This window comes from Tsukamurella sp. 8F (assembly GCF_029167375.1).
In the GTDB taxonomy this organism is placed as follows: domain Bacteria; phylum Actinomycetota; class Actinomycetes; order Mycobacteriales; family Mycobacteriaceae; genus Tsukamurella.
On record NZ_JARFTP010000001.1, the window covers coordinates 269,709 to 295,346 of the forward strand.

Here is a 25,638-nt window from a genome sequence, read left to right on the forward strand (position 1 = left end):
AAAGGTCGTCCGGCGTGAACCCCCCCACAGTGCTCGACTCGATCATCGAGGGTGTACGCGCGGATGTCGCTCGGCGCGAGGCAGAGCTCGATCTCAAGGCCGTGAAGGTGGCCGCGAAGGCCGCGAAGGCTCCCGTCGACGCGACTGCCGCTTTACGTCGGCCCGGTATCGCTGTCATCGCGGAGGTGAAGCGCGCGAGCCCGTCGAAGGGTGCGTTGGCGAACATCGCGGATCCCGCGCAGCAGGCGTCGGAATACGAGGCGGGGGGCGCCCGGATCATCAGCGTGCTCACCGAGGAGCGCCGCTTCCACGGCTCGCTCGCCGACCTCGATGCGGTACGTGCGGCGGTGAGCATCCCGGTGCTGCGCAAGGACTTCGTCGTCGGTCCGTATCAGATACACGAGGCGCGCGCGCACGGCGCGGACGTCATCCTGTTGATCGTCGCGGCGCTCGAGCAGCAGGTGCTGGTCTCGCTGCTCGACCGCACAGAGTCACTGGGCATGACCGCGCTCGTGGAGGTGCACACCGAGGAGGAGGCGGACCGCGCACTGGCAGCCGGTGCCACCGTGATCGGTGTCAACGCCCGCAACCTCAAGACGCTCGAGGTGGATCGCGACTGCTTCGCCCGGATCGCCCCCGGCCTGCCGTCGAATGTCATCAAGATCGCGGAGTCAGGGGTACGCGATAGTCGCGACCTGCTGACCTACGCCAGCGTGGGTGCCGACGCGGTGCTTGTCGGCGAGGCGCTCGTGACCGCAGGCGACCCGCGCGCCGCGGTCTCGGATCTCGTCACCGCAGGCTCGCACCCCAGCTGCCCACGGCCGGCGCGCTGAGCCGAACCGCTAGTCCCGGCTGATCGATTCGTGTGCCAGGAGCACGGCTCCACGCACGGGATCGTCGGTGAGCACACGCACGTCGTCGAAGCCGTGCGGCGCCAGCTGCTCCCGGATCCCCTCCTGCAGCGCGGGCTGGTGCACGGCGAGGCCCCCGGCAAGGACCACGGGCCCCTTGGACCCGAGTCGCTCGCCGACCGAGACGGCGATCGCCGCGAGCGAGGCGGCGGCCTCGTCGACGATCGCGCGGCTCGCGGGGTCGCCGGAGCCCGCCAGCTCGAACACCACCCGCGCGCGTCCGGCCCAGTAGCGCCGTTCGGTCTGTGCGTAGAAGTGATCGAGTAGCTCCGAGGTGTCCTGGAGCCCGCAGTCCGCGGCGAGCTGCTGGCCCAGGCGATCGGCCGGTTCCTCGCGGTCGATCCGGCCGAGGGTCCGCTTGACCGCCTCGCGCGCCACCCAGTAGCCGCTGCCTTCGTCGCCGAGCAGATAACCCCAGCCGCCGGCGCGTACATGTCGGTCGCCGGACCGGCCCCACGCGACTGCGCCGGTACCGGAGATGACGGCGACGCCGTCCCTGACCGCGGCCGCGGCGAGGATCAGCTCCGTGTCGTGTACGACTCGGATGCGCGCGCCCGGGACCCGGTCCGCGATGAGCTTGGTGAGCACGGCCGCGCCGGAGGGCGTCTCCACCCCTGCGGCACCGGCGCACACGGCACGCACGCCGTCGACCCCGACCAGGTCGAGGACCAGGTCCAGTTGGCGCCCCGCCTCTGCCGGGCCGACCGACGAGATGTTCGCACTTCCCGACAGGGCCTCTCCCAGGACGGCCCCCGCGTCGGAGACCTTGACGGCCTGGGTCTTCGAGCCCCCGATATCGAGGCCGATCACCGTCATCGGCCGGCCCCGGACGCTGGCTCCACCGGCCAGCTGCCGCCGTTCTGCCAGTAGTGTTGGATGTCTTCGAGCTTGCGGCCCTTGGTCTCCGGCGCGAACTTGAAGACGAACGCGAAGGCCGCGACCGTCAGGACGCCGAACAGGCCGAACGTCCAGGCGCCCCCGAGCCCACGCAGCAGGGACAGGGTGAACTGGGCGACGATCCAGTTCGCGGCGAGATCGGACGTGAGCATCGCAGAGGAACCGAGCGAGCGCAGCCGGGCCGGGAACGCCTCTCCCGCATAGACCCACACGAGCGATCCGAAGCCCGACGAGAAGCCGACCGTCACCAGTACCAGGCCGATGAAGCCGAGGACGCCTGCGCTCTTGCTACTGCCGAAGTCGCCGCCGGCCATCGAGTACGCCACGATCATCACCACGAACGCGAGGATCATGATCGCGATGCCGGACAACAGGATCGGGCGGCGGCCGAAGCGGTCGATCGTGAAGAGCGACACGATCACGGCGACCAGTCCGAAGACCTGGACGAACGCGGGCAGCATGTACGAGCCGAAGTCACCCTCGAAGCCCATGGATTTGAAGATGTCCGGGCTGTAGTAGATGATCGCGTTGATACCGGTGATCTGGATGAAGAAGCCCAGCCCCACCACGAAGAACGTGGCGCGCAGGAAGGGCTTCCGGAACAGCTCGCCGAGCCCGCCGCCGGCCTCATCCGCGAGCGCTCTGCGCATATCGTTCAGCTCGCCCTCTACGTCGCCGTCGGGTTCTATGCGCGACAGCGTGGTGCGGGCCTCGACCTCGCGGCCCTGGCTCATGTACCAGCGCGCGGTATCGGGGAGGCGCAGCAGGACGAGGGTGACGATGACGGCCGGAATCGCGGCGACGCCGAGCATCCAGCGCCACGCGCCGTCGCCGAAGCCGGCGTCCGCGAACAGGTACCCCAGGACGTAGCCGAGGATGATGCCGAAGATGGTGGCGAACTGGTACGTCACCAGCATGCCTCCGCGCTTCGCGCTGGGTGCGGATTCGGCGACGAACACGGGAACGACCACTACCGATACGCCGACCGTGAGGCCGAGGCAGAAGCGCGCGACGAGCAGCAGCTCGGGGTTGGGGGCGACGGCGCTCAGTACGGCGAAGATCGCATAGCACGCACCGACCGTGACCATCGACCGCTTGCGTCCGAACCGGTTGGCGAGCCAGCCGGCCAGGATGGCGCCGAGGATCTCTCCGACCACTACCACCGAGGCCATCGCCTGTGTCATCGTTGTGCCGAGGTCGTACTGCTTCGTGATGAAGTCCTTGGCTGCGCCGATGTTCGACGTGTCGTAGCCGTAGATGATGCCGAGGCTGGCGGCCGCCACCCCGACGAGGATGCCGAGCCGGCCGGTGCCGCTCGCAACCTGTGTGCTCATTGGGTCTCCTTGTCGCCCCGCAATGATTGGTATATACCATTCGCGGTAGAGAAAGAGTGGCATAGACCACTTGGGACGTCAAGGGGTATCGTGCGACACATGCAGGCGATGACCGTTCCCGGGGCCGAGGGTGCAGGACTGCCCAGGTACTTCCGGGCGAAGCTGGAGCTCCAGCAGAGGATCGGTGAACTGGCCGAGGGCGCGTCCCTACCTGCGGAACGTCAGCTGGCGGAGCAGCTCGGTGTGTCGCGGACGACGCTGCGCAAGGCCCTGGCCGAGCTGTCGGCGGAGGGGGTGCTGCGGCGCGAGCACGGCAGCGGGACCTATGTCGCGCCACCGAAGGTGGTGCGTGTCCGGCAGCTGACGTCGTCGACCGAGGACTTCGGCGTGAGCGGGCTGACCGTCGGCGCAGAGGTGCTGTCCTCGGAGCATCGGCTCGCCGATGCGGACGTGCGCCAGCATCTGGAGCTCGAGCGGGGAGCGCGCGTGTACCGCGTCATGCGCTTGCGTACCGTCGACGGCGAGCCGCTCGCTGTCGAGATCGCGCACCTGCGAGGGCCGCTGCGCGGGTTCGCCGAGCGCCTACAGGGCGGGGATTCGCTCTATGAGCTGCTGCGCACGGCTTACGGGCGCGAGGTCGCCGAGGTGGAGGACGTGGTGGAGACCGCGCTCGCGACGCCCGCCGAGGCGGAGCTGCTGCGAGTGACGACGGGGCATCCGCTGCTCATGATCCACCGTCAGGGGCGGGACGCCGACGGGGTGGCGATCGAGTGGACGAGGTGTGTGTACAGGGGCGACCGCTTCAAGTTCGTCGCGCGGGCTCGGCGCTCGTAGGAGGAGGGCGGGCCCGCTGCTGCCTCTACTTGTTGTCGCGCGGGAGCCCCGGTGGGTTGATCTCGGATTTCGTGACCGCTTCGCCGGAGAGGTTCCATTTGGCCAGCACCTTGGCGTAGTCGCCGTTGGCGATGACGTGGTTGATCGCGTCCTGCACGGCCTTGACTAGGCCGCTGCCCTTCTTGGTGGTTGCGGCTATGAGCCCTTGCAGCGTGGTTCCGGCGCCTGAGACGTTCCCGACGATCTTCGTGGCCTGCGGCGTGCCGACGGTCTGTGCGACGTGGAATGCGGAGACGGGGTAGGGGCTGAAGTAGGCGTCGATCTGACCGGAGGCGAGCGCCGAGTACACGCCGGTGGTGTCTTGGTAGTACTTGATGTTGATCCCTTTGCCGCCCTTGGCTTTCACGTCGGCGTCGTACTGCTGGAGGATCTTCTCCTGATTGGTGCCGGAGCCGACGGCGATGGTCTTGCCGTCGAACGACTGCGGGCCGGTGAATGTCAGCGTCGAGTCCTTGGCGACCTCGACCGCGAGGTTGTCCTTGCGATAGGTGGCGAAGTCGTACTTGTCCTTGCGCGCCTCGGTAACGGTGATGTTCGAGACGCCGAGGTCGTATCGGCCGCTGTCGATTCCGAGGAACAGGCCTTCCCACGAGGTGTTGGTGGTCTCGAGCTTCAGCCCGAGGACGCCGGCGATGAGGTTGGAGATGTCGACCTCGTCGCCGATGAACACGCTGTCGTTGTCGCTGGCGGGAAAGCCGAACGGCGGGTTGCCCGCGCCGGACCCCTGGGCGATGACGATGTCTCCGCGCTGGCGGATCGCGGCGGGCACCTCGGCGGCGATCGAGTCGACCTTGGCGGGAATGATGCGATCCTGCTTGGAGGTGAGGTTCAGCGACTTCCCGGAGGAGTCGGTGACACTGGCCGTTGTGGCCTCGGTTCCGCTGGCGCCACACGCCGTGGCGGTGAGGGCGGCGACGGTCAGGACTGCGAGCAGGGCGGGTCGTACGGGTCTCACGGATGGTCCTCTCGGGGAACGGGATTCAGGCACGATTGTGTGCCAGGAAGGCGCGGATACGGTCGGTAGGCGGCGCGTCGAGGATCGACGCCGGTGTGCCGGTCGCGGCGATGCGCCCGTTGTCCATGAAGATGACGCGGTCGGCGATGCGGCGCGCGAACGCGAGCTCGTGTGTGACCACGACGAGCGTGTTGTCCTCGCCTGCGAGTTCGGCGATGACGCGGTGCACCTCACCGACGAGTTCGGGGTCGAGCGCCGACGTCGGCTCGTCGAACAGCAGGAGGCTGGGGTCGAGTGCGAGAGCTCGGGCGATTGCGACCCGCTGTTGCTGTCCTCCGGACAGCTGTCGCGGATAGTGGTCGGCCCGGTCTGCGAGGCCGACGCGGTCCAGCAGCTCCGCGGCGCGGCGCCGGGCGTCGGACCGTTTGCGGCGTAGCGCGGACACTTGGGCTTCGACGATGTTGTCGTGTGCGGTGAGGTGGGGGAAGAGGTTGAAATGCTGGAACACGAATCCGATTCGGGTTCGCTGGGTCCTGACCCTGGCTTCACCGAGTGCGATGAGATGGTCGCCCCGTCGGCGCACACCGATGAGTTCGCCGTCGACTCGTACGGCACCGGAGTCGGGCTCTTCCAGGCGGTTCAGGGTGCGCAGCAGCGTGGACTTGCCGGAGCCCGACGGGCCGATGACGGCGACGACCTCGCCGGGCGCCACGGTGAGGGACACGTCGTCGAGCACCTTCAGATGGCCGTACGTCTTGGTCAGGCCGGCGGCCTCTAGCCGCGGTACCCGGTCGACCGTGCCGGGGCGGATCAGGGTATCGGTCATCGTGCGAGTCGCTTCTCCAACAGGTGCTGCACAACGGACAGAACGGTGGTGAGGACGGCGTACCAGGCGACGGCCACGAGCAGCAGCGGGATGATCCTGCCGTTGCGCCCGTATATCACCTGGACCCGGTAGAAGAGGTCGGGCAGGGCCAGGATGAACACCGCGGACGTGCCCTTGAGTAGGCCGATCACCTCGTTGACGGCAGGAGGCGTGATGAGCCGCAGAGCCTGCGGCGCGGTGATCCGGTAGAAGTGCCGCCACCTGGGGATACCGAGGGCGCGGGCGGCCTCGTGCTGGCCGGGGTCGACGCCCGAGATGCCGGCCCGAACGATCTCCGAACCGTAGGCCGCCTGGTGCAGGACGATGCCTACGACGGCTGCAGAGAAGGGCGACAAGAGATTCCTGGTCGCGGAGTCCGCGAACGTGGGGCCGAACGGTATGCCGATGCCGATCACCGGGTAGAGCGCTCCGAGGTATCCCCAGAACAGGATCTGCACGATCAGCGGCACGGAACGGAACAGCCAGGTGAAGGCGAAGCTGAATCCCGCGAGTATCCGGTTCTTCGACAGCCGGGCGGCGGCGAGGACGACTCCGAGTGCGAAGCCGATGACGGAGCCGATCACCGTCAGCTCGATGGTCAGCCACAGCGCCTCGAGGATCGTCGGGCTGATGATGTACGCGACGAAGGTCGGCCAGTCGTACCGCGGGTTGGTCGTGGCGCTCACGACGAGCTGCGCGAGGAGTACGGCGGCGACCGCGACCGCCACCCATCGCCCGATATGGGGCCTGTGCCGTACCGGGAGGCCGCCGATGGCCGCGAGGTCGGGCTCGTCGGACGCGGGAGCGGCGGGCCGGTGTGCGACGGCGGTCATGCGGCACCGCCTGCCGGGGGACCGACGAACGTGAGCTCGAGTCGCGACCGCAGGACGAAGCCGAGCCGCTCGTACAGCGCGATCGCAGGCGCGTTGTCCGCGGCAGTATGCAGGAACGGCAGTTCGCCGCGGGCGCGTATGCCCTGTCCCACGGCACGGATCAGGCGCGTGGCGAGGCCTTGTCCGCGGAAATCGGGGTGGGTGCAGACCGCGCTGATCTCGGTCCACCCGGGCGGGTGCAGCCGTTCCCCGGCCATCGCGACGAGCCGCCCTCCGCGGCGGATCCCGAGGTAGGTGCCGAGCTCTATCGTCCGCGGTGTGAACGGGCCGGGCCGCGTGCGCTCGACGAGGTCCAGGATCTCCGGTACGTCCGACCCGCCGAGCCGGACCGCGTCGGGATCGGGCGCCACCTCGAGTGGGGCACCGTCGAACTGGACGATGCCGAAGCGGTCGAGCTCGGTCCACGGGGGTGGCACCGGCGTTGCGAGGCCGCGCAGTGAGAGTCGCTCGTCTGCCTGAGCGATCCGGGCGAGCGCCGCCCAGTCGGTGGCGGTCGCGCGGCGGGGAAAGCCGACGAACCGCGTGACCTGCGGGTCGTACCGGACGACGGAGCCTTCGCCGATGCGAAACCTCGCGTGGGCGCCGTGCAGCGAGGTGGTCACCGGGTCGTCGAGCACGTGGGTGTCGGTGCCACGGGTGCATGCGGTGGTCATGGCGAACAAGGCTTGCCGCTTCCGATCGTTCGTCCAAGGCTTGCGCCCACGGTGATTCGAGAGCGCGCGGCGGCGCCGAGGGACCACTCTGCTCCGGTCGCGGCCGATGGAGGATAATCCGCGGTGTGACTCTTCCAGCAGCTTCGACCGGCCTCGCCGAACCCACCGGACACCAGCCCGACGGGGGAGGGCACTGGGGCCTGTACGGCGGGCGCCACGTGCCGGAGGCGCTGATGGCGGTGATCGAGGAGGTCACCGCAGAGTTCGAGAAGGTACGCAGCGACCGCGGTTTCCTGGACGAGCTGGACCGGCTGCAGAAGGTGTACTCGGGGCGCCCGTCGCCGCTGTACCCGTGCGTCCGCCTGAACGAGCACGCCGGCGGAGCGCAGATCCTCCTGAAGCGCGAGGACCTCAACCACACCGGGTCGCACAAGATCAACAATGTGCTGGGACAGGTGCTCCTCGCGCAGCGCATGGGCAAGACCCGCGTCATCGCGGAGACGGGCGCCGGCCAGCACGGAGTCGCAACCGCGACCGCGTGCGCGCTGCTGGGCATCGACTGCGTGATCTACATGGGCAAGGTCGACACCGACCGCCAGGCGCTCAACGTCGCGCGGATGCGCCTGTTGGGCGCCGAGGTCATCGCCGTTGCCTCGGGTTCGGCGACGCTCAAGGACGCGATCAACGAGGCGCTCCGCGATTGGGTCAGCCACGCGGACGACACGTACTACTGCTTCGGTACCGCGGCCGGGCCGCACCCGTTCCCGCTCATGGTCCGGGACCTACAGCGCATCGTCGGGCTCGAGGCGCGACAGCAGACACTCGAACTGACCGGTCGGCTGCCCGACGCGGTCGTGGCATGCGTGGGTGGCGGATCCAACGCGATCGGAATCTTCCACCCGTTCATCGCCGACGAGGGCGTGCGGCTGATCGGATGCGAGGCCGGCGGCGACGGTGTGGACACCGGCCGGCACGCGTCCGCGATAACCGGCGGTACCCCGGGCGCATTCCAGGGCTCGTACGCCTACCTGTTGCAGGACGAGGACGGGCAGACCGTGGAGTCGCACTCGATCTCGGCGGGCCTGGACTATCCGGGCGTCGGCCCGGAGCATTCGGCGCTCAAGGACAGCGGCCGGGCGGAGTACCGGGCGGTGACGGATGCGCAGGCGATGGATGCGTTCGCGCTGCTGTGCCGGACCGAGGGCATCATCCCGGCGATCGAATCGGCGCACGCTGTTGCCGGCGCGCTGGAGATCGGCAGGGAGCTCGGGCCCGATGCGATCGTCGTGGTCTCCCTGTCCGGCCGCGGCGACAAGGACGTCGATACCGCGGGCCGGTGGTTCGGCATGCTCGATGAGCACGGAGAAGTAGTGGGGCAGAAGGTCGTCGGTGCGGATCTCTCGCACGTCACACGCAAGGAGGAGGCGAAGTGAGCGCTCTGGCACCGGTCTTCGTCGAGTGTCGCGCGGCGGACCGTGCTGCGCTGGTCACGTATCTGCCCTGCGGGTATCCGACGGTGACCGGGGGCACCGAGGCCGTCGTCGCCATGGTCGAGTCGGGTGCGGACATCGTCGAGATCGGGGTCGCTTACAGCGATCCCGTGATGGACGGCCCGGTGATCCAGGGGGCGGCGGATCAAGCCTTGCGGCAAGGGGTCCGGATCGCCGACGTGTTCCCGATGGCCGAGGCCGTGGCCGCGGCGGGCGGAGCGCCCGTGGTGATGACGTACTGGAATCCCGTGCTGCAGTACGGGGTCGAGCGTTTCGCGCGAGATCTGGCCGCGGCGGGCGGCCGGGGTGTCATCACGCCGAACCTCATCCCCGAGGAGGCGGGCGACTGGATACCGGCGGCCGACGCGTCAGGGCTCGACAAGATCTTCCTGGTGGCACCCTCGTCGACCACCGAGCGCCTCACCATGACGTGCGAGGCCTCGTCGGGTTTCGTCTACGCGGCGTCCACGATGGGCGTGACCGGTGCTCGCGACACCGTCGACAACGTCGCGCCCGAGCTCGTCGAGCGCGTACGTGCGGTGTCGAACATCCCCGTCGGGGTGGGGCTCGGCGTGCGCAGCCGCGAGCAGGCGGCGGAGATCGCGGCCTACGCGGACGCGGTCATCGTCGGCTCGGCACTGGTGAGCGCCGCCGGCACGTCGCTGGACGACGTGCGGAAGCTGACCTCCGAACTGGCAGCGGGGGTCCGCGAGCGCTGAAGGACGCACGGCGGCGTGGGAAATCCGCTGGTTCGCGCCTGTAGACTGGCTCCTCGTGATTACTGCGACCGACCTCGAGGTGCGCGCCGGCGTGCGCACCCTGCTGACCGCGCCCGGCGACGCCCTCCGGGTGCAGCCGGGCGACCGGATCGGTCTGGTCGGGCGCAACGGCGCCGGAAAGACGACGACGCTGCGCATCCTCGCGGGTGAGGGAGAACCGTACGCGGGCAGGATCGTCTCGTCGGGTGAAGTCGGTTACCTCCCCCAGGATCCTAAGGAGGGCGACCTCGACGTCCTGGCCAAGGACCGGGTGCTCTCGGCGCGCGGACTGGACGCCATCCTCCGGCAGATGGAGAAGCAGCAGGCCCGGATGGCCGAGTTGGTCGATGACGCCGAGCTCGCCGTCGCCGTGCGGAAGTACGGCAATCTCGAGGACCGCTTCTCGTCGCTCGGCGGGTACACCGCGGAGTCCGAGGCCGCCAGGATCTGCCACAGCCTGGGGTTGCCCGACCGGATCCTGGGGCAGGAACTGCGCACCCTCTCGGGCGGCCAGCGGCGCCGCGTCGAGCTCGCTCGTATCCTGTTCGCCGCATCCGACGGCTCGGGCGGAAAGTCCGGCACGACGCTGCTGCTGGACGAACCGACCAACCACCTCGACGCCGACTCCATCGGTTGGCTGCGCGGTTTCCTGCAGAACCACGACGGCGGACTCATCGTGATCTCTCACGACGTCGAGCTGCTGGCCGATGTCGTGAACCGGGTGTGGTTCCTCGACGCCGTGCGCGGCGAGGCCGACGTCTACAACATGGGCTGGAAGAAGTACCTCGATGCTCGTGCCACGGACGAGCAGCGCCGCCGCCGCGAGCGCGCGAACGCCGAGAAGAAGGCTTCGGCGCTCAAGGCACAGGCCGCGAAGCTCGGTGCGAAGGCCACCAAGGCCGCGGCGGCGCAGCAGATGGTTCGGCGCGCAGAACGTCTCCTCGAGGAGGCCGACGAGGTGCGCGTCGCCGACCGCACGGCCCGGATCAAATTCCCGGCGCCCGCGCCGTCGGGTAAGACCCCGCTCATGGTCAAGGGGCTCACCAAGACGTACGGGTCGCTGGAGATCTTCACGGGCATCGACTTCGCGATCGACCGCGGCTCGCGCGTCGTGGTGCTCGGACTCAACGGTGCGGGCAAGACCACGCTGCTGAAACTGCTTGCGGGAGTGGAACAGCCGGATGCCGGAGGGCTGGAGCCTGGCCGCGGGCTCAAGATCGGCTACTTCGCGCAGGAGCACGACACGCTCGACGATGCTGCAAGCGTCTGGGACAACATCCGCCACGCGTCACCGGATGCGGGGGAGCAGGACCTGCGTGGCCTGTTGGGTGCATTCATGTTCACCGGGCCCCAGCTCGAGCAACCGGCAGGCACGCTCTCGGGTGGCGAGAAGACTCGCCTCGCGCTGGCGGGCCTGGTCTCGTCGGCCGCCAACGTGCTGCTGCTCGACGAGCCGACCAACAACCTCGACCCGATCAGTCGTGAGCAGGTGCTCGACGCGCTGCGGTCGTACGAGGGGGCTGTCGTGCTCGTGACACACGACCCCGGCGCCGCGGAAGCGCTCGACCCGGAGCGCGTCATCCTGCTGCCGGACGGCACAGAGGACCACTGGTCGGCCGAGTACCAGGAGCTCATCGAGCTGGCCTGACACGTCCGCGGCACAGTCGGGCACGGGTCAGGGTAGGAGCTCGGCCTCTGTGATCGACGCGTGCAGGGCCGCGCAGCAGGCCCAGAGGGCGGACGTCGTTTCGGGGTCGGTGAGGACGGCCTCGCGGATCGAGGGCACGCTCACGGCCACCGCATGCCTAGAGGGCTGACCGGCCGCGGGAACGGCCATCCCGATGGCGCAGATCCCCGGCTCGGTCAGCCCGAGATTGAGGGCATAGCCGACCTCGCGCACGCGGCGCAGTTCGGCGATCAGCGCGTCCAGGTCCTGCCCCGCGAGATGGCTTCCGGCCAGCCGTGCGGCCTGGCTCGTATAGAGGGTGCGAACGGGTGTGTCGCCGAGGCCGGCCAGGAGGGCCTTGCCGCCCGATGTCAGGTGCGCGGGGAGGAGGGTTCCGGTCCGCTCGCCCACACGCAGCCGGTGGCGCGACTCGATCGATCCCAGGAACTCGACGCCGGTTCCGTCCCGCCGCAGCAGGGACACGGTCTCGCCGGTCGCGTGGGCGAGGTCGCCCAGCGGTCCGGCGATCGTCGCAGGCAGACCGGCGACCCCGACCACCTCGGGATCACCGCGCAGGGCGGCTCCGGCGACGTACCTCCGGCTCGCGTCCTGTTCCGCGAATCCGCGGTACACGAGGGTCGAGAGGAGGCGGTGTGCCGTCGACGGCGCAACGCCCAGGTACTCCGCGGCCTCCTGCACACGCAGACCGTCGCTTTCGCGACGCAGCAGCGTCAGCAGTCGAAGCGCGTTGTCGACCACCGCTACCGCGTAGCTGGGCTTCTTGACGATGGAGTAGCGCTGCACGGCTTCGAACCTACCTATCGGGTGAGGACCGCTCGGGCACGAATGACGGTCACGCTCCCACGTTGTGCACGTAGGTCTTGACCTCCTGGAACTCGGCGAGTGCGCCGACGCCGTTGAGGCGGCCGACGCCGCTCTGCTTGAATCCGCCCTCCTCGAACTCGTCGGCGACGACCGCCCACGTGTTGGTCCAGACGGTGCCGGCCTTGATTCGGCGGGCGACGCGAGTGGGTCGGTCGATGTCCCGCGACCATACGGATGCGGCGAGACCGTAGTCGGTGGCGTTTGCGAGCTCGACGGCCTCGTCCTCGGTTTCGAACACCTCGAAAGTTGCTACGGGACCGAATATCTCACCCTGGACGACCGGATGTGAGGATTCCTTCGGGGCCAGCAGCGCTGGCGCGACGAAGGCGCTGTCGGGACCGCCGACCTGCCCGCCGCGCAGTAGTACCTCCACCGTCGTGTCCGCTTCGGCGTCCGCGAGGACCTTCTCGACCCGCCGCGCGGTCGCGGCGTCGATCATGGGGCCCATCGGGCTGTCCAGCGCGTCGCCCGGCGCGGGGTGCACGGTCCCCAAGGACGCCACGAGGCGCTCGCGGAGCTCGCCGGCGATCGCGGAGTGGGCGAGCACGCGGCTCCCCGTCATGCAGAACTGCCCGGCGAAGGTCGTGACCGCCGCCGTGAGGGTGGGGACCACCGCTTCGAGGTCGGCGTCGTCGAACACGATCATCGGGCTCTTGCCGCCGAGTTCGAGCGAGAGCCGCTTCAAATGCCGGGCCGCGTTCGCCATTATCGTGCGGCCGACGGCGGTGCTGCCCGTGTAGCTGACCACTTCGACGTCGGGTGAGGAGACCAGCGCCTGCGCGAGTGCCGAACCCGACTCGGTGACCGAGTTGATCACGCCGGCGGGCAAACCCGGTGTGTCGGCCAGGATCTCGTGCAAGATGCCGTTCACGATGCCGGTTTGGGCGGGCATCTTCATCGCCACTGTGCAGCCCGCGGCGAGCGCAGGCGCGAAGGACCGGACGGCCAGTACGATGGGCGAGTTCCACGGGACGATCACGCCCGCGACGCCCGCCGGCTCGGCGACGCTGCGCATGTGCAGGCCGGGCGACACCTCGATCGCGCGCCCGGCGTCCGTGAGCGCTAGGGCCGCGTAGTACCTCAGCTTGGGCACTGTCAGCGATAGCTCGAAGTGGGCCTCGCGCAGGATCTTTCCGTTCTCCCGGGCTAGGGCGAGCGCGAGTTCGTCGGTACGCGCCTCGATACGGTCGGCGACCGCGTTGAGCACTCGGTGGCGGAGATGGCGGTCACGGGACCACTCCGTGCTGTCGAATGCGCGAGCCGCTGCTTCGATGGCCGCGGCCGCCTCCGGTTCGCCGCCGGCGGCGAACAAGCCCAGTACCGCGCCATCGCCTGGAGAGATGGACTCCTGATCGGGATCGCCGACGAGCGTGCCGTCGATCAGGTTACGGGAGGTCGGGAGAGCCATGGTGGGTCCTTCTGCTTGCGCGGACGGTGTTCGCCCAAGTGTGGTCCGACCGGAGCGACGCCTCACGTCATATTCCGCTAGGCAGAATGTCGGACCGGACGGCAGGTGCAGCGCCCTACGGTCGGCCCATCGTCGACAGTCTGAGGAGCGACCATGACCGCGACCGAGCCCCTGCCGGAGCCCGACCCCGAACTCGACCGCCTCTACGCCGATTTCGCGGCCGGACACATGACACCGTTGTGGACCCAGATCGGCGACTTGATGCCGGCGGCACCCACTCCGCGGGCCGTCTCGCACGTGTGGCGGTGGTCGTCGTTGTTCCCGCTCGCCGCTCGCGCGGGCGACCTCGTTCCCGTCGGTCGCGGCGGCGAGCGACGTGCGATCGCCTTGGCCAACCCGGGACTGGGTGGGGCGCCACACGTCACCCCCACGCTGTGGGCCGCCGTCCAGTACCTCGGCCCGAAAGAGGTGGCGCCCGAGCATCGGCACAGTCAGAACGCCTTCCGGTTCGTGGTCGAGGGCGAGGGTGTCTGGACGGTTGTCAACGGCGATCCGGTCGCGATGCGGCGTGGTGACCTGCTCCTCACGCCGGGGTGGCACTTCCACGGTCACCATAACGAGACCGACCATCCGATGGCCTGGCTCGACGGCCTGGACATCCCGTTCGTGCACTACACAGACGCGGGGTTCTTCGAGTTCGGATGCGATGGGGTGACCGACGATTCGACACCTGACGTGTCGCGAGCGGAACGTCTGTGGGCGCACCCCGGCCTGCGGCCCCTCGTCGGGCAGGGACCGAAGGTCAACTCGCCGATCGCCGCATACCGGTGGGAGCACACCGACGCTGCGCTCGCGGCCCAGCTCCAGCTCGAGGACGAGGGATACCCCGCAACCACGGACCCGGGGCACGCGGCGGTCCGATTCACCAACCCCACCACAGGCGGGGACATCATGCCGACGATCCGCGCGGAGTTCCACCGCCTGCGGCCGGGTGCCCATACCAGGCCGCGGCACGATGTCGGCAGCAATGTCTTCCAGGTGTTCGAGGGCAGTGGCACGGTCCACCTCGGCGATGTGGCCTGGTCGGTCGCGAAGGGCGATCTGATCGCCGTGCCCTCCTGGGTCCGTTGGTGGCTCGAGGCCGACGAGCCGCTGGACCTGTTCGCCTTCTCCGACGCCCCGATTCTGGAGCGCCTGCACCTGGCACGTACGCATACCCCCGAAGGAGCCTGAACCATGCGCCTAGCAACACTCCGTATCGACGGCGGCACCGCAGCCGTGCGCGTCGACGGCACCACCGCCACCGTCGTCTCCGGTTACGCCGACCTGTCGACGCTGCTCGCCGATCCTGACTGGGAGTCGTTGGCGGCGAACGCCTCCGGTGACACCATGGACCTCGACGATGCCGACTACGCCCCCGTCGTCCCCACCCCGGGCAAGATCGTGTGCGTCGGCCTGAACTACGCGACGCACATCCGCGAGATGGGGCGCGACCTCCCCGAATATCCGACCCTGTTCGCGAAGTTCCGTGAGGCGCTGACCGGTCCGTACGACGATGTAGTGGTCCCTTCGTACGCCGCCGGTGAGCTGGACTGGGAGGCCGAGCTCGCCGTGATCATCGGCAAGCCTGCATACCAGGTGAAGGCGTCGGATGCCGCCGCACACATCGCCGGCTACACGGTGATCAACGACTACACCATGCGTGACTACCAGTACCGCACGCTGCAGTGGGACCAGGGGAAGTCGTTCGAGAAGTCGGCCGGATTCGGGCCGCACCTGGTCACCGACTACACGCCGAACACGCGCATCACCGCGACTCTCGACGGCGAGCTCATGCAGGATGCCGTGACCAACGATCTGGTATTCGGGCCGGAGGCGTTGGTGGAGTACATCTCCCACATCGTCACCCTGGCGCCCGGCGACGTCGTCATCACAGGAACGACGGGAGGCGTCGGGCACGCCAGGACGCCCGCGCGACACATCCAGGACGGCGAGACCGTCGAGGTGACCATCGAAGGCATCGGCTCGGTGAAGAACAAGACGGTGGTGCGCTGACCGTGGGCTTCCGAGACCTGCCGCGTGCCGATCAGCTCTCGTTAGTCCGCTGCGGCACCTCGTATTTCGCGCGTCGGCTGGGGGAGACGAGTGACGCGGAGCTGGACGAGCGGTCCGCTCTGCCGGGCTGGGGACGACGGCACCTGGTTGCGCATGTCGGCTACAACGCGCTGGCGCTGGCGCGGCTGATGGACTGGGCGAGCACGGGCACCCCGACGCCCATGTACGAGTCCGTCGACCAGCGCGCCCGGGAGATCGATGAGGGCGCGACCCTGTCGGCGGGCGCTCTGCGGAATCTGTTCGACCACGCGGTCGCCCGGCTCGACGAGAAGTGGCGCCGCGCCTCCGATTCCGCGTGGCAGGCGGAGGTCAGGACCGCGCAGGGCCGGACGGTTCCTGCATCCGAGACGATCTGGCTGCGCTGCCGAGAGGTGTGGATCCACTCCGTCGACCTCGCCGGCTTCGGGAGGTTCGGCGACTTCCCGGAGGTCGTGCTGGCGTCGCTGATCGACGACGTCGCCACCGCGTGGCGGATCCGCGGCGAAGGTGCGGGCCTGGTGTTCCGACCGGACGGATACGAGCCGATCGCGATCGACGACGGCCCGGGAGCTGTTCCGGCGCAGACCGTGGCGCGACGCCCCGTCGAGATCGAGGGGCCGCTCGCATCGGTGTGTCGCTGGGCCACCGGGCGCGGGGCGGTCGGTCTGCGAGCTCCGCAGGCGCCGCCGGACCCGCCCCGGTGGCTGTAGCCTTCGCCCGCCCACCGCGCGTCCGTTTTAGTAGGTTGGACGGGTGGTGGACTACATCAGCATCGAGACCGAGGCCGGTTCCTTCGACGCGATGGCCGCAGGGCCCGAGGGGGGCCGCCCGGTCATGCTGCTACACGGATTCCCGGAGGCTGCACTCGAATGGTCGCACCAGCTCGCCGGGCTGGCGGCCGTCGGCTACCGCGTCGTCGCGCCGGACCAGCGCGGATACTCACCGGGGGTGCGGCCCGAATCGCCCAGCGACTACCGGATCGAGACGCTGGTCGCGGATGTGATCGCCATGGCGGACCGTCTGGGCTGGCAGCGGTTCGACCTCGTCGGCCATGACTGGGGCGGTGCAGTCGCGTGGTGGGCCGCGGACATACACCCGCATCGTGTCCGCAGCCTGGCGGCGGTGTCGACGCCGCACCCCGGGGCACTGGCCGAGGCGCTCCGCACCGACGAGGACCAGGCCAGGCGGTCGCAGTATATGCGCGATTGGCGAGCGACCCCGGCCACCGAGAACGCATTCCTCGCCGACGGCGCGCGGGCGCTGCGCCGGATCTTCGAGGGCGGGGTTCCGCGCGAGCACGTCGACGAGTACGTGCAGCGACTGTCCGAGCCGGGCGCACTGACGGCTGCGTTGAACTGGTACCGCGCGGGTGGGCCCGAGGGACGGATCGGACGGATCACCGTTCCGACGCTCTACGTCTGGAGTACGGAGGATGTCGCACTGGGTTCGGTTGCGGCACTGGCTACCGCCGACTGGGTCGAGGCGCCCTACCGGTTCGAGATGCTCGAGGATGTCTCCCACTGGGTGCCCGAGGAGGCCGCAGAGCAGCTGACCGTGCACCTCGTCGCGCACCTCGAGGGAACCTAGAACAGGCTCGTCGCGTGGCCGGGATGGCCCGGTTCGACGAAGAACTCCGTCCCGAAGAGCGGAGCGAGCACCACTGAGGGGACACGGAGGGTCAGCCGCTGTAGGCGGGCCGTGCGGCCGCTCTTGGCGGCCTCGGTATGGTGCTCCGCAACGGCGCGCTGCTTCGCGCGGAGCTGTCGCCTCACGTCGATGCGATGCGTTATGTCTCGGCTCGGCGTGAACCACGTGCGGGCCCGGCGGACGTCATGGCCGTGCGTGAGGCGCAGGAGGGATGTCACGGTCAGCACTCGCACCGCGATCTCGCGCGGCGCCGTCGCCTCGACGAGACGGACACCCGTGAGCTCGGCGGTGCGCCGTGCAACGGCGTGCACCGCGAGATGATCCCGGTGACCGTAGCCGCCTGCGGCGTCGTAGCCGATGAGTAGGTCTGCTCCGACGTCGCGGACGACGGCCGCCAGCCGCTCCGCGGGCTCGTCGACGCCCGCTCGCACGAACCGGACGCGCCCCTCGGGATCGGCATAGAGCTCCGCACCGTGTCCGCTGTCCGCGTAGCCCAGCCAACGCACGTCCGCGACATCCAACCGCGCCGCCGCGCGATCCAACTCGTCGAGCCGCCGCCGCGGATCGGGCTCGTCGTCGCCGCGCATCATCCCGTCGGTGGCTACGACGAGAACGACGCGGTGCCCCTCGGCGGCGAGCTTTGCGAGCGTGCCGCCGGTGAGGAGGCTCTCGTCGTCCGGGTGTGCGTGCAGCGCGACGACCGTGGCCATGGCCCCTGTATAGCAGACCTTCGGGCGCGGCCCGAGGTGTGGCCGTCTGCTGGAAACGCGGTTTCCGCCCCGATCTCAGTCGCCCGCGGACGCTGCACTGTGCCTGTCGCTTCGGCTCGCGAGTTCGCCGAAGGTCGCGATGCGAGCGTCGGAGCGGGCACCGTCGGGCCCCATGCGCTTGTCGACCAGGACCACCTGGCCGATGAAGGGCTCGACTATGCCGACCATGCGGATCGGCGCCGCGATGATCAGCTGGAAACCGAAGCGTTCGAAAGCGCGCAGCGACTGCGCGGAGAAGCGCTCGTCCGACTTGCTGAACGCCTCGTCGAGCATCAGCGGTGCGAACGTCGGTTGCAGCGTCTCGTGCGAACCGAGCGAAAAGCTCAGGGCCGCCGCCAGACAGAAGGCGACCAGCTTCTCCTGCTCGCCGCCCGAGTTCGTCGCCGTGTTGCGGTACGTATGCACTGCGGGTTCGTCGGGGGAGGCGCCCGCGGCATTCTCCCGACCATAGAACGAGTAGCCCGTGCGCACGTCCAACACGGACTCGGCCCAACGCCGGGACTCCAGGTCGTCGGCGGTCAGACGCATGACCAGCCCTCGGATCCGCTTGAATTGGGCCGCCATGGCGGCCGCCTCGCCTCGCCTCGCCGCGGGCGCGTCCCGGACCATATCGTCGACGAGCTTCGCGAAGTCCTTCGCCTCGGGCGCCGGGCGGGCGGCGTACGCGATCTGCAGGTAGGTGCCCTCGTTGAACTCGACTCGCGCGAGCCCCGAGTTCACGTCCGCGATGCCGCGAGTGATGTGCCGGTGGGTGTCCTCGATCTCCTTGTACAGGTTGGCGACGGAGTGCGACACGTCGGTGGTGATGAGCCTCCGGAAGCGTTCGGTCGCGGACGCGAGCCCGTGCGCTACCAGATTCTCATGGACCGCGACCAGATCCGCGGCCCCCTCGATCGTGGCGGTGAGTTCGGTCGCCGCGTCGGGCCACTCCCGCAGGAATGCCTCGCCCGCGCGGACGATCCGCTGCTCGGCGGCGTCGCGCTCCGCGGTCGCCGCGGCCTGCTGGCGCTCCAGCTCCGCGCGCAGGTCCGACCGGATCTCTCCGAAGGTTTCTAGCGTCAGGTGCTTTCCGGACGTTTCGAGGAGGTACCACAGCGCGGTGTCGAGGAATTCGCGGTCGTCGTCCGGGGTGCGATCGGACGCGGAGTCGCCGCCCTCCTTCTCGAATTCGGCCAGCAGTACGTCGAAGTCGTCGCCCGCACGGTTCAGCGACTGGTTGAGGGCACCGATCCGGCTCTGGGCCTCTGCGAGCTCGGCGAACGCGTCGTCGACTCGCAGCTCGAGCTCGCCCAGGTCACTGTCACCGGAGCGACGGTCGGATATCCTGTTCCGCAACGCATCCGCTTCGTCGCGCGCGAGCCAGTGGTCGACCTCGGACCAGGCCGAGTACCCCAGTACGTGATTCGCCCCGTCGGCGACGTCCTTGTACTCGGCGAGCTCGTCACGTATCGCCCGTGATGCCTCTTCGGCCTTGGCGTGCACGGCCTGCAGGCTCACCCGACGCCGCTCCAGTGCCTCGCGCTTGGTGTCCGTGCGGGTGCCCAGCACCCACTGCGAGCGGTCCGATACCGACGCGCGGTCGTCCTTCCGGAAACGGCGACCCGGGCTCTTCACCAGACCGCCCGGGGTGACGGCGATTTCGTGGTCGTCCAGGTCCGCGGCATCGGCGACGCATGCGTGGCGTGCCGTGCGGGCGACGGTGCCGGTGAGCCACGGACCGGCGGGGTGACCGATATCGACGTCGAGTTTCGTTGCGAGGGAACCGGGCTCGGGATCGGCTCCGCGGTCGGTCGGGGTGTAGACCTGATAGGTGAGGACGCCCCGCACGCGGTGCGCGTCCACATACTCGGCGACGGCCCGCGCCCGTCGCTCGGGCACGAGGAGGGTCATCGCCAACGGGCGGAGCACGCGTTCGGCGGCCGCGCCCCAGACCGCCTGGTCCTCGGAGCGGACGTCGATGAGTTCCGCGGCGTACGGCAGCTCGTCGGTGCGCAGCCCGGTGGCGCGACAGATCTCGTCGCGTTGGTCGAGTGCGATGGCCGGCAGCAGTGACGAACGGCGATGCAACGTAGCGAGTTCCGCGTCCACGGCTTCCACGTCCCGGCGAGCGTCGGACTCGGCAGAGTACGCCTGGTGTACGCGGGCCGCGAGTGCACTCTGCCGCTGTGCCGCACGGTCCCGGATACCGGGTAGTTGCTCGCGAAGTGCGAAGAACTCCTCCTCGGATTCGGGCGCCCGCTCGCCGATGCGCTCCACGGTGGCGGCGTACCGCTCGTACGCGCGGAGTCGTCCTGCCGCGTCGCGGTCCAGTCCGGCGAGCTCGGTCTCGAGAGCGCCGACGTCCCCGTTGGCGCTACGGAGCTGGTCGGCGAGCGAGTCGTAGGCATGTTTGCGTTGCTCGGCGGTGTTCTCCCAGCGCGCGATCCGCGCGTCCAGGCCCGCTCGCTCGCCTTCGATGCGGTCCATCTCTGCCTGCAGGAGTCGGATCCGGTGTGTGCGCAGGTAACCGCGCAGCGTGCCGCCGAGCAGGTCGCCCGCGCGCGTGTGTGACACGTGTGCGCTCTGATACCGCTCGTACGCCTCAGGCACCGGGCGTAGGACCTTCTCCTGCGCCTCCGCGCGGGCCGCGGCGCGATACGCCTCGTCCAGCTGTGTGAAGTTCTCGACGAGGCGCTCGGCCTTCGCGTAGGTGCCGGGGCGGTCGAGCATGTACGTGCGGATGAACGCGTCGAGGTCGCCGACGTTCTTCATCGCCTTGGCCTTGCCGAGCAGGGACAGCGCGGCGGACGACTCACCGATGCCCACGCGCCGCCGCAGTGCGTCCTGGTATGCGGCCTGCGTATCGAACGACTCGGTCTCCGGGTGCCGGGCGCGCCATGATCGGGAGTCGAAACCCGATGCTGCCCAGTCGCTGAGGTCCATCAGATCGGCGTTTCCGGGCCGCAGGAGGTACCAGGAGCGCAGGGAGGCGCCGTCGGTACCGGAGCCCGGGAACCATTTGACCGCGACGGCCGTGGTGGCGCCGCCCGCGCCGTTGTCGTAGGTCGCAGCAATGGCCGACCATGTCGCCGACTCCCCGCGGAGGTACTGCACCTTCGACTGGTTGTGCTCGTCGTCGTTGACCGACCACGCACCGCGCACATAGTCGGCCATCGAGCGTGCAGCCTTGCGGGCGCCCTTGGCAGTGAGGTCTGCCGAGGCGTTGAACGCCTGATCGTACGTGGGAAGAAGCACCACGGAGTGGGCGTCCATCAGCGAGCTCTTCCCGGAACCCGAAGGGCCCGTGAGGATCACGCCGCGATCGTCGATGGGGAAGTCCTTGTAGCCGTCGAATGTGCCCCAGTTGACCACCTGCAGCCGCACCAGCCGGAACTGTCCGACGTGCCGGGTCCTACTCATCAGCGGCCTCCTCGTCGACGTCGGCTGCCGCGACGGGTGCGGCCGGCTCGCCCAGATCCTTGTCGGCGCCCGCGAGGTCGCGATACGCGGCGGTGTACGTGTCCACCTGCTCGGGCGTCAGCAGCGAGGCGATCACGCCGTGCACCATGTAACGGTCGGTGGCGCCCACCTGGCGTATGAGCTTCCGCGATTCGAGCTGGTTGACCGCCGCCTCCGCCTTGCGGAGGAATCCGGCCTCGTCGGTGTCGCGCGCCGGGCGGAACGACACCAGGTGGTCGATCATCTCACTCTTCTCGACCACGCACGTCTCGTCCGGGCTGGACAGGTGCTCGAGTCGCAGGAACAGCGCGAGCACCGAGGCCGCGAGCGAGAGGCTCTGCGCGCGAAGCAGATTCCGTTGCCTGGAATCGTTCCCGCTGATCTGCCGGGTGAAGGCGTGGCGGGTGTCGTGGTTGATCTCGAGCGCGAGGTTCAGCTCGGACAGCCGCGATCGCAGGATCTCCTCATGCGCCTCGATGACGAGCCAGTTCTTCGACTTCGCCGAGACATGGGGGGCGGCGATCAGCTCCTGCAGCGCGTAGCACACGGGAGTGGGCAGCTGGGAGGTGTCGCCATCGAAGCGCGGGGCCGTGTCGGCGGCTGCCCCGAGGCGTGCGAGCCCGGGCAGGTCGCCGCCGTCGACGCGGAAGTCCTCGAAGCGGAAGTCGTTCGACGAGATCGAGCCCGCATCCTCGAGCCCTGCGAGCGTATCGTCTCCGTGCGCCGTATCGGTGTCGTCGGTCACTGGTCGCCTCCGGTGGTGTCGAACAGGGTGGTGGGGCCGTCGTCGGGCGCGGGGGTGAGCGCGGGCAGCGGACCGGCGAACTCCAGGTACGGGATCCTCATCTCGCGCGGGCCGCGGGACGTCGATGCGGTGACCGTGGTCGGGCGCGTGCCGTCGACAGTGCCGTACCGCTCGCCGAGTGACCACACCCCTACGATGTCGCCGGCCCGCGCGTCCGGCAGCTCGGCCAGCACGTCCGCGAGAGTCGCGCAGTGCCGCACCGCCGTGGCGCTCGCCACCGCGCTGTTCACGGCGTCCGTGATCGAATCCCAGTCGATGGCCTCCAGGCCCACTAGAGCCGCCGGGTCGATGGAGAACTCGCCGCTCGTGGCGGTGACGTCCGGCGGTAGCTCGACGACGCCGTCGTGGAACGCCAGAGCGCCAACCGACGACGTGTCCACCGATGACATCGGCACGGCGAGCCCGGTGTCACGGCCGGGGGAGGTCCGCTCGAACGCGTCGATCGCGGCGCGCTGCGCCTCGCCGATCCGCGCACGCAGCGACTGGTACTGCAGGAAATCGCCGCCCTTGACGAATGTGTTGATGCGCCGATACACGTGCCCCCGGATCTCGTCGACCCTCTGCACCTGCTCCCACATGCGGTCCAGGAAGCCGGTGAGAGCGTCGCGCAGGTCGTCGGGCAGGTCGTCGACGCCGTCGAGCACAGCGGCGGACGCCTCCTCGAGCCGTCTGCGCAACCGGTGGTCGGACAGCAGGGTGTAGAAGGCGTCGAACGCACGTCCCTCGGGCGTGTTCGCGAGCTCGTCGTGCCCCTCGAACAGCCGTTGCAGTCGCTCCGCATATGCGCCGGCAGAGCCGTCGAGGCCCTGCGTGAGGAGGCTACGGGTGTGTTCGCGCAGCTTCTCCCCGTAGCCCAGGATATCGGCGGGCATCCGCTCCGCCAGAGTGGCGACGATCCGGAGGTCGTCGATGACGCGGTCCCGGTCGTAGTCGGGAACGAGCCCCTTCTCGAGGGCCGCCCGTCGGCGTGTGAGGTCGGCGATCTGGTCGTCGAGCGCGCGCAGGTGGTCGCCGGGGTCGGGGCTCACGCTCACAGCGACGGCCGACAGCCGCGCGGCGACGAGCTCGAGCGCGGTCTCGGTGGCCACGCTGCGGTCCGCGGTCACGGCCTGGATCTGGCCCAACGCGGTGGTCGCCCCGCGGGTGAGGCGGCAGATCTCGCGGCCGTCGTCGTCGAGTGTGCGGGAGACGAAGCCACCGCGGACCCACGCGTCGAGGACGTCCTGCCCGTCGGGCACGGGCCGCGCGCGGGCAGTGAAGTGCTCCGCGAGCGTCTGCAGGTCGGCGGACATACCGTCGGCGAGCTCGTCGGCGGGGACCGCGCCGGTCGCGAGGCGCGCGCCCATCACGGCCAGGTAGGCGACGGCGTTGGGGGAGCGCAGGAGCCGGAGGGCGACGTCGTTGTCGGCGTTGTCGCGGAACGCGGAGTACAACTCGGCGGCGCTGCGCCCCATGCGTCTCCTTCGATCGGTCGGCGGCCGCTCATTCTATCGACCGCCCGCCGGGGCCGACGCTCCGGCGGTGCGCCCGGCGGCGGCGATGTTTCACGTGTTACCAACGAGGCTGTTGTGACTAGTGTTGCCAAGGCGGCGGAATGCACGGCTCGCGTTCATCGGGGCATGGCCGACTCTTTTCTTGTTGCTGAAGTTGCAGATGTGACTTTTGTGTTCTATAGTGACATCACGCGTCACCCATCTACCACAGGTTTCTCTGTTACCTGTGGTACCTCTGCGGTGTGTCTGCAACAATCTCCCCATGAATCTCGTAGGTATCACGCGTCTCGCGCTCGCCAACCGGGCGCTCGGCGCGGTACTCGTCTCCGGGGTCGTCGGCGTCCTCGTAGCGAATCCCGTCGCCGCCGCACCGTCCGCCTCGTCCCTGACGAATCAGGCGTTCGAGCGCCAGGCGGCGGGGGACACGGCCGGCGCGCAGGCGGTGATCAACCAGATGCCGGTGGATGAGCAGCAGAAGGTGGTGGCGCTGATGAGCAACGTGAACAAGGCGCTCACGTTCCCGCTCACGGACCAGGTGCCGAGCGGCGTCGCGGCCGGGAGCACGATCGTGATCCTGGGCTACGGCCTCGAGAACAACGGCGCGATGCGGCCGATCCTGACCGAGCGCCTGACCAAGGGGTTGGCTCTGGCGCAGGCCTACCCGTCGTTCCCGGTGATCGTCACCGGCGGCAATCCCAAGGCGGGCAAGACCGAAGCGGCCGCTATGCGCGAGTGGCTCGTGACGCAGGGTGTGCCCGCTACGCGGATCTACACTGAGGACCGCGCGGGTTCGACCCAGGCCAATGCGATCAACTCCGCAGCGCTGATGCGGCAGAACGGATTCGGTAACGGCGCGGTGCTGGTCACCTCGGCCGATCACACGCGGCGTTCGGTGGCCGACTTCCTCTGCGCAGGCGTCACCCTCCAGGCCGTCGTGGCCTCCGATGCCAAGATCCAATCCGCCCCGATGTCCGCGAGCGGCGTGGCGGCCGTGTACCGCGACGCCCGCGGGGTCGCGAAACTCTGAGTCGCGGCCGGCGGGTGCGCAGATCCACACGGCGGGCGCACATCTCCACACAATCGTCGAGTAATCGGTGTGGAGGTGCGCACCCGCCGCGTGGAGATGTGCACGTACACCGTCGGAACCGTCAACCGCGGCGGCGCACGGACTCCTCGACGAGGTCGAGGACCGACTCCAGGTCCGCGGTCTCGCGCCCGGATGCCAGGCGGGTCACGAGCCCGTCGAGCACGAGATCGAGGTAGCCCAACAGGACGTGCGTCGGCACGTCCTCGCGGAGCCTCCCGCGTTCCTTCTGGCGCTCCAGGCGGCTCAGTGTGGCGTCCGTGAGTTCCGCGGAGCGCTCGGTCCAGGCGGCCCGGAACTCGATGTCGTTCTTCAGCTTTCGCGCGATCTCCAGGCGGGTGCCGAGCCAGTCGAAGCGCTCGGGGTGGCTGAGCATGTCGCGCATGACCTGCACCAGACCCTGCGTCGCCGCGATGTCGGCCATGCGTTCGGCATCCTCGTGCGCGAGTGCTAGGAACAGCGCGTCCTTGTCGCGGTAGTGGTGGAAGATCGCGCCGCGGGACAGGCCCGTCGCGGCTTCGAGCCGGCGGACGGTTGCACCGTCGTAACCGAACTCCGCGAAGCAGGTTCGCGCGCCGTCGAGTATCTGACGTCGGCGCGCGGCGAGGTGGTCCTCACTCACCTTGGGCACGAGTCCTCCGTTCGGTGCCGATGGGTCGGTGGTGCCGGATACGCCTCGGGGGGGGGGGGGGGGGGGG

At 69.3% G+C, this 25,638-nt stretch carries 23 protein-coding genes; 10 read left to right on the forward strand and 13 right to left on the reverse strand.

Going from position 1 to position 25,638, the window contains the following annotated elements:
• The first annotated feature begins 14 nt into the window (after positions 1-14).
• Positions 15-833, forward strand: coding sequence for an indole-3-glycerol phosphate synthase TrpC (trpC, locus tag P0W64_RS01345; RefSeq protein WP_275478237.1), 819 nt, complete (start codon positions 15-17; stop codon positions 831-833).
• 9 nt (positions 834-842) lie between these two features.
• Here the strand turns inward: trpC and P0W64_RS01350 are convergent, their stop codons facing one another.
• Positions 843-1,727 (reverse strand): BadF/BadG/BcrA/BcrD ATPase family protein, encoded by an 885-nt coding sequence (locus P0W64_RS01350; RefSeq protein WP_275478238.1) that lies wholly within the window; start codon positions 1,725-1,727, stop codon positions 843-845.
• Positions 1,724-3,142, reverse strand: a complete 1,419-nt coding sequence (locus tag P0W64_RS01355; protein WP_275478239.1) for a sugar porter family MFS transporter — start codon at positions 3,140-3,142, stop codon at positions 1,724-1,726. The genes P0W64_RS01350 and P0W64_RS01355 overlap by 4 nt, the downstream gene beginning before the upstream one ends.
• A 99-nt stretch (positions 3,143-3,241) precedes the next feature.
• Between P0W64_RS01355 and P0W64_RS01360 the strand changes: the two genes are divergently transcribed.
• Complete coding sequence (locus P0W64_RS01360; RefSeq protein WP_275478240.1) at positions 3,242-3,976, forward strand: GntR family transcriptional regulator; 735 nt, start codon at positions 3,242-3,244, stop codon at positions 3,974-3,976.
• Positions 3,977-4,001: 25 nt separating this feature from the next.
• Here P0W64_RS01360 and P0W64_RS01365 read toward each other — a convergent pair whose 3' ends face one another.
• The 4 genes from P0W64_RS01365 to P0W64_RS01380 are packed head-to-tail and all read right to left on the reverse strand — an operon-like array spanning position 4,002 to position 7,402.
• Entirely contained in the window at positions 4,002-4,991 is a 990-nt protein-coding gene (locus P0W64_RS01365; RefSeq protein ID WP_275478241.1) for an ABC transporter substrate-binding protein, read from the reverse strand.
• 25 nt (positions 4,992-5,016) lie between these two features.
• On the reverse strand, positions 5,017-5,817 hold the full coding sequence (locus P0W64_RS01370) for an amino acid ABC transporter ATP-binding protein (RefSeq protein WP_275478242.1): 801 nt from the start codon (positions 5,815-5,817) through the stop codon (positions 5,017-5,019).
• Positions 5,814-6,689 (reverse strand): amino acid ABC transporter permease, encoded by an 876-nt coding sequence (locus tag P0W64_RS01375; RefSeq protein WP_275478243.1) that lies wholly within the window; start codon positions 6,687-6,689, stop codon positions 5,814-5,816. Before P0W64_RS01375 ends, P0W64_RS01370 begins: the two co-directional genes overlap by 4 nt.
• A complete protein-coding gene (locus P0W64_RS01380) occupies positions 6,686-7,402 on the reverse strand; it encodes a GNAT family N-acetyltransferase (RefSeq protein WP_275478244.1) in 717 nt (238 codons plus the stop codon). Before P0W64_RS01380 ends, P0W64_RS01375 begins: the two co-directional genes overlap by 4 nt.
• A gap of 116 nt (positions 7,403-7,518) precedes the next feature.
• On the opposite strand from P0W64_RS01380, the gene trpB reads away from it, so the two are divergent.
• From trpB to P0W64_RS01395, 3 genes are read left to right on the forward strand one after another with little or no spacing between them, the layout of a single operon-like run.
• Positions 7,519-8,835 (forward strand): tryptophan synthase subunit beta, encoded by a 1,317-nt coding sequence (trpB, locus tag P0W64_RS01385; protein WP_343232830.1) that lies wholly within the window; start codon positions 7,519-7,521, stop codon positions 8,833-8,835.
• Positions 8,832-9,611, forward strand: a complete 780-nt coding sequence (gene trpA, locus P0W64_RS01390) for a tryptophan synthase subunit alpha (protein WP_275478245.1) — start codon at positions 8,832-8,834, stop codon at positions 9,609-9,611. Before trpB ends, trpA begins: the two co-directional genes overlap by 4 nt.
• Before the next feature lie 55 nt (positions 9,612-9,666).
• The gene (locus tag P0W64_RS01395; RefSeq protein WP_275478246.1) at positions 9,667-11,298 is read left to right on the forward strand and encodes an ABC-F family ATP-binding cassette domain-containing protein; all 1,632 of its coding nucleotides are present in this window, start codon (positions 9,667-9,669) and stop codon (positions 11,296-11,298) included.
• 27 nt (positions 11,299-11,325) lie between these two features.
• Here P0W64_RS01395 and P0W64_RS01400 read toward each other — a convergent pair whose 3' ends face one another.
• Together P0W64_RS01400 and P0W64_RS01405 are read right to left on the reverse strand one after the other, a co-directional pair.
• Positions 11,326-12,120: a helix-turn-helix domain-containing protein gene (locus tag P0W64_RS01400; RefSeq protein ID WP_275478247.1), complete on the reverse strand. Its 795-nt coding sequence runs from the start codon at positions 12,118-12,120 to the stop codon at positions 11,326-11,328.
• A gap of 49 nt (positions 12,121-12,169) precedes the next feature.
• Positions 12,170-13,609: an aldehyde dehydrogenase family protein gene (locus P0W64_RS01405; protein ID WP_275478248.1), complete on the reverse strand. Its 1,440-nt coding sequence runs from the start codon at positions 13,607-13,609 to the stop codon at positions 12,170-12,172.
• A 153-nt stretch (positions 13,610-13,762) separates the two neighbouring features.
• Between P0W64_RS01405 and P0W64_RS01410 the strand changes: the two genes are divergently transcribed.
• From P0W64_RS01410 to P0W64_RS01425, 4 genes are read left to right on the forward strand one after another with little or no spacing between them, the layout of a single operon-like run.
• Entirely contained in the window at positions 13,763-14,842 is a 1,080-nt protein-coding gene (locus P0W64_RS01410) for a cupin domain-containing protein (RefSeq protein ID WP_275478249.1), read from the forward strand.
• 3 nt (positions 14,843-14,845) lie between these two features.
• Positions 14,846-15,664 carry a fumarylacetoacetate hydrolase family protein gene (locus P0W64_RS01415; RefSeq protein WP_275478250.1) on the forward strand — a complete coding sequence of 273 codons (819 nt, stop codon included), beginning with the start codon at positions 14,846-14,848 and terminating at the stop codon, positions 15,662-15,664.
• Positions 15,665-15,666: 2 nt separating this feature from the next.
• On the forward strand, positions 15,667-16,413 hold the full coding sequence (locus P0W64_RS01420) for a maleylpyruvate isomerase family mycothiol-dependent enzyme (protein WP_275478251.1): 747 nt from the start codon (positions 15,667-15,669) through the stop codon (positions 16,411-16,413).
• 43 nt (positions 16,414-16,456) lie between these two features.
• Positions 16,457-17,290: an alpha/beta hydrolase gene (locus P0W64_RS01425; RefSeq protein WP_275478252.1), complete on the forward strand. Its 834-nt coding sequence runs from the start codon at positions 16,457-16,459 to the stop codon at positions 17,288-17,290.
• On the opposite strand, the gene P0W64_RS01430 is transcribed toward P0W64_RS01425, so the two are convergent.
• The 4 genes from P0W64_RS01430 to P0W64_RS01445 form a co-directional block, all read right to left on the reverse strand.
• The gene (locus tag P0W64_RS01430; protein ID WP_275478253.1) at positions 17,287-18,060 is read right to left on the reverse strand and encodes a PIG-L family deacetylase; all 774 of its coding nucleotides are present in this window, start codon (positions 18,058-18,060) and stop codon (positions 17,287-17,289) included. The genes P0W64_RS01425 and P0W64_RS01430 overlap by 4 nt on opposite strands.
• A 75-nt stretch (positions 18,061-18,135) precedes the next feature.
• Positions 18,136-21,519: an ATP-binding protein gene (locus P0W64_RS01435; protein WP_275478254.1), complete on the reverse strand. Its 3,384-nt coding sequence runs from the start codon at positions 21,517-21,519 to the stop codon at positions 18,136-18,138.
• Positions 21,512-22,303 carry a DUF4194 domain-containing protein gene (locus tag P0W64_RS01440; RefSeq protein ID WP_275478255.1) on the reverse strand — a complete coding sequence of 264 codons (792 nt, stop codon included), beginning with the start codon at positions 22,301-22,303 and terminating at the stop codon, positions 21,512-21,514. Before P0W64_RS01440 ends, P0W64_RS01435 begins: the two co-directional genes overlap by 8 nt.
• A complete protein-coding gene (locus P0W64_RS01445; RefSeq protein WP_275478256.1) occupies positions 22,300-23,817 on the reverse strand; it encodes a DUF3375 domain-containing protein in 1,518 nt (505 codons plus the stop codon). Before P0W64_RS01445 ends, P0W64_RS01440 begins: the two co-directional genes overlap by 4 nt.
• Before the next feature lie 301 nt (positions 23,818-24,118).
• On the opposite strand from P0W64_RS01445, the gene P0W64_RS01450 reads away from it, so the two are divergent.
• Complete coding sequence (locus tag P0W64_RS01450) at positions 24,119-24,883, forward strand: YdcF family protein (protein ID WP_275478257.1); 765 nt, start codon at positions 24,119-24,121, stop codon at positions 24,881-24,883.
• 121 nt (positions 24,884-25,004) lie between these two features.
• On the opposite strand, the gene P0W64_RS01455 is transcribed toward P0W64_RS01450, so the two are convergent.
• On the reverse strand, positions 25,005-25,571 hold the full coding sequence (locus P0W64_RS01455; RefSeq protein ID WP_275478279.1) for a TetR/AcrR family transcriptional regulator: 567 nt from the start codon (positions 25,569-25,571) through the stop codon (positions 25,005-25,007).
• Positions 25,572-25,638: the final 67 nt, after the last annotated feature.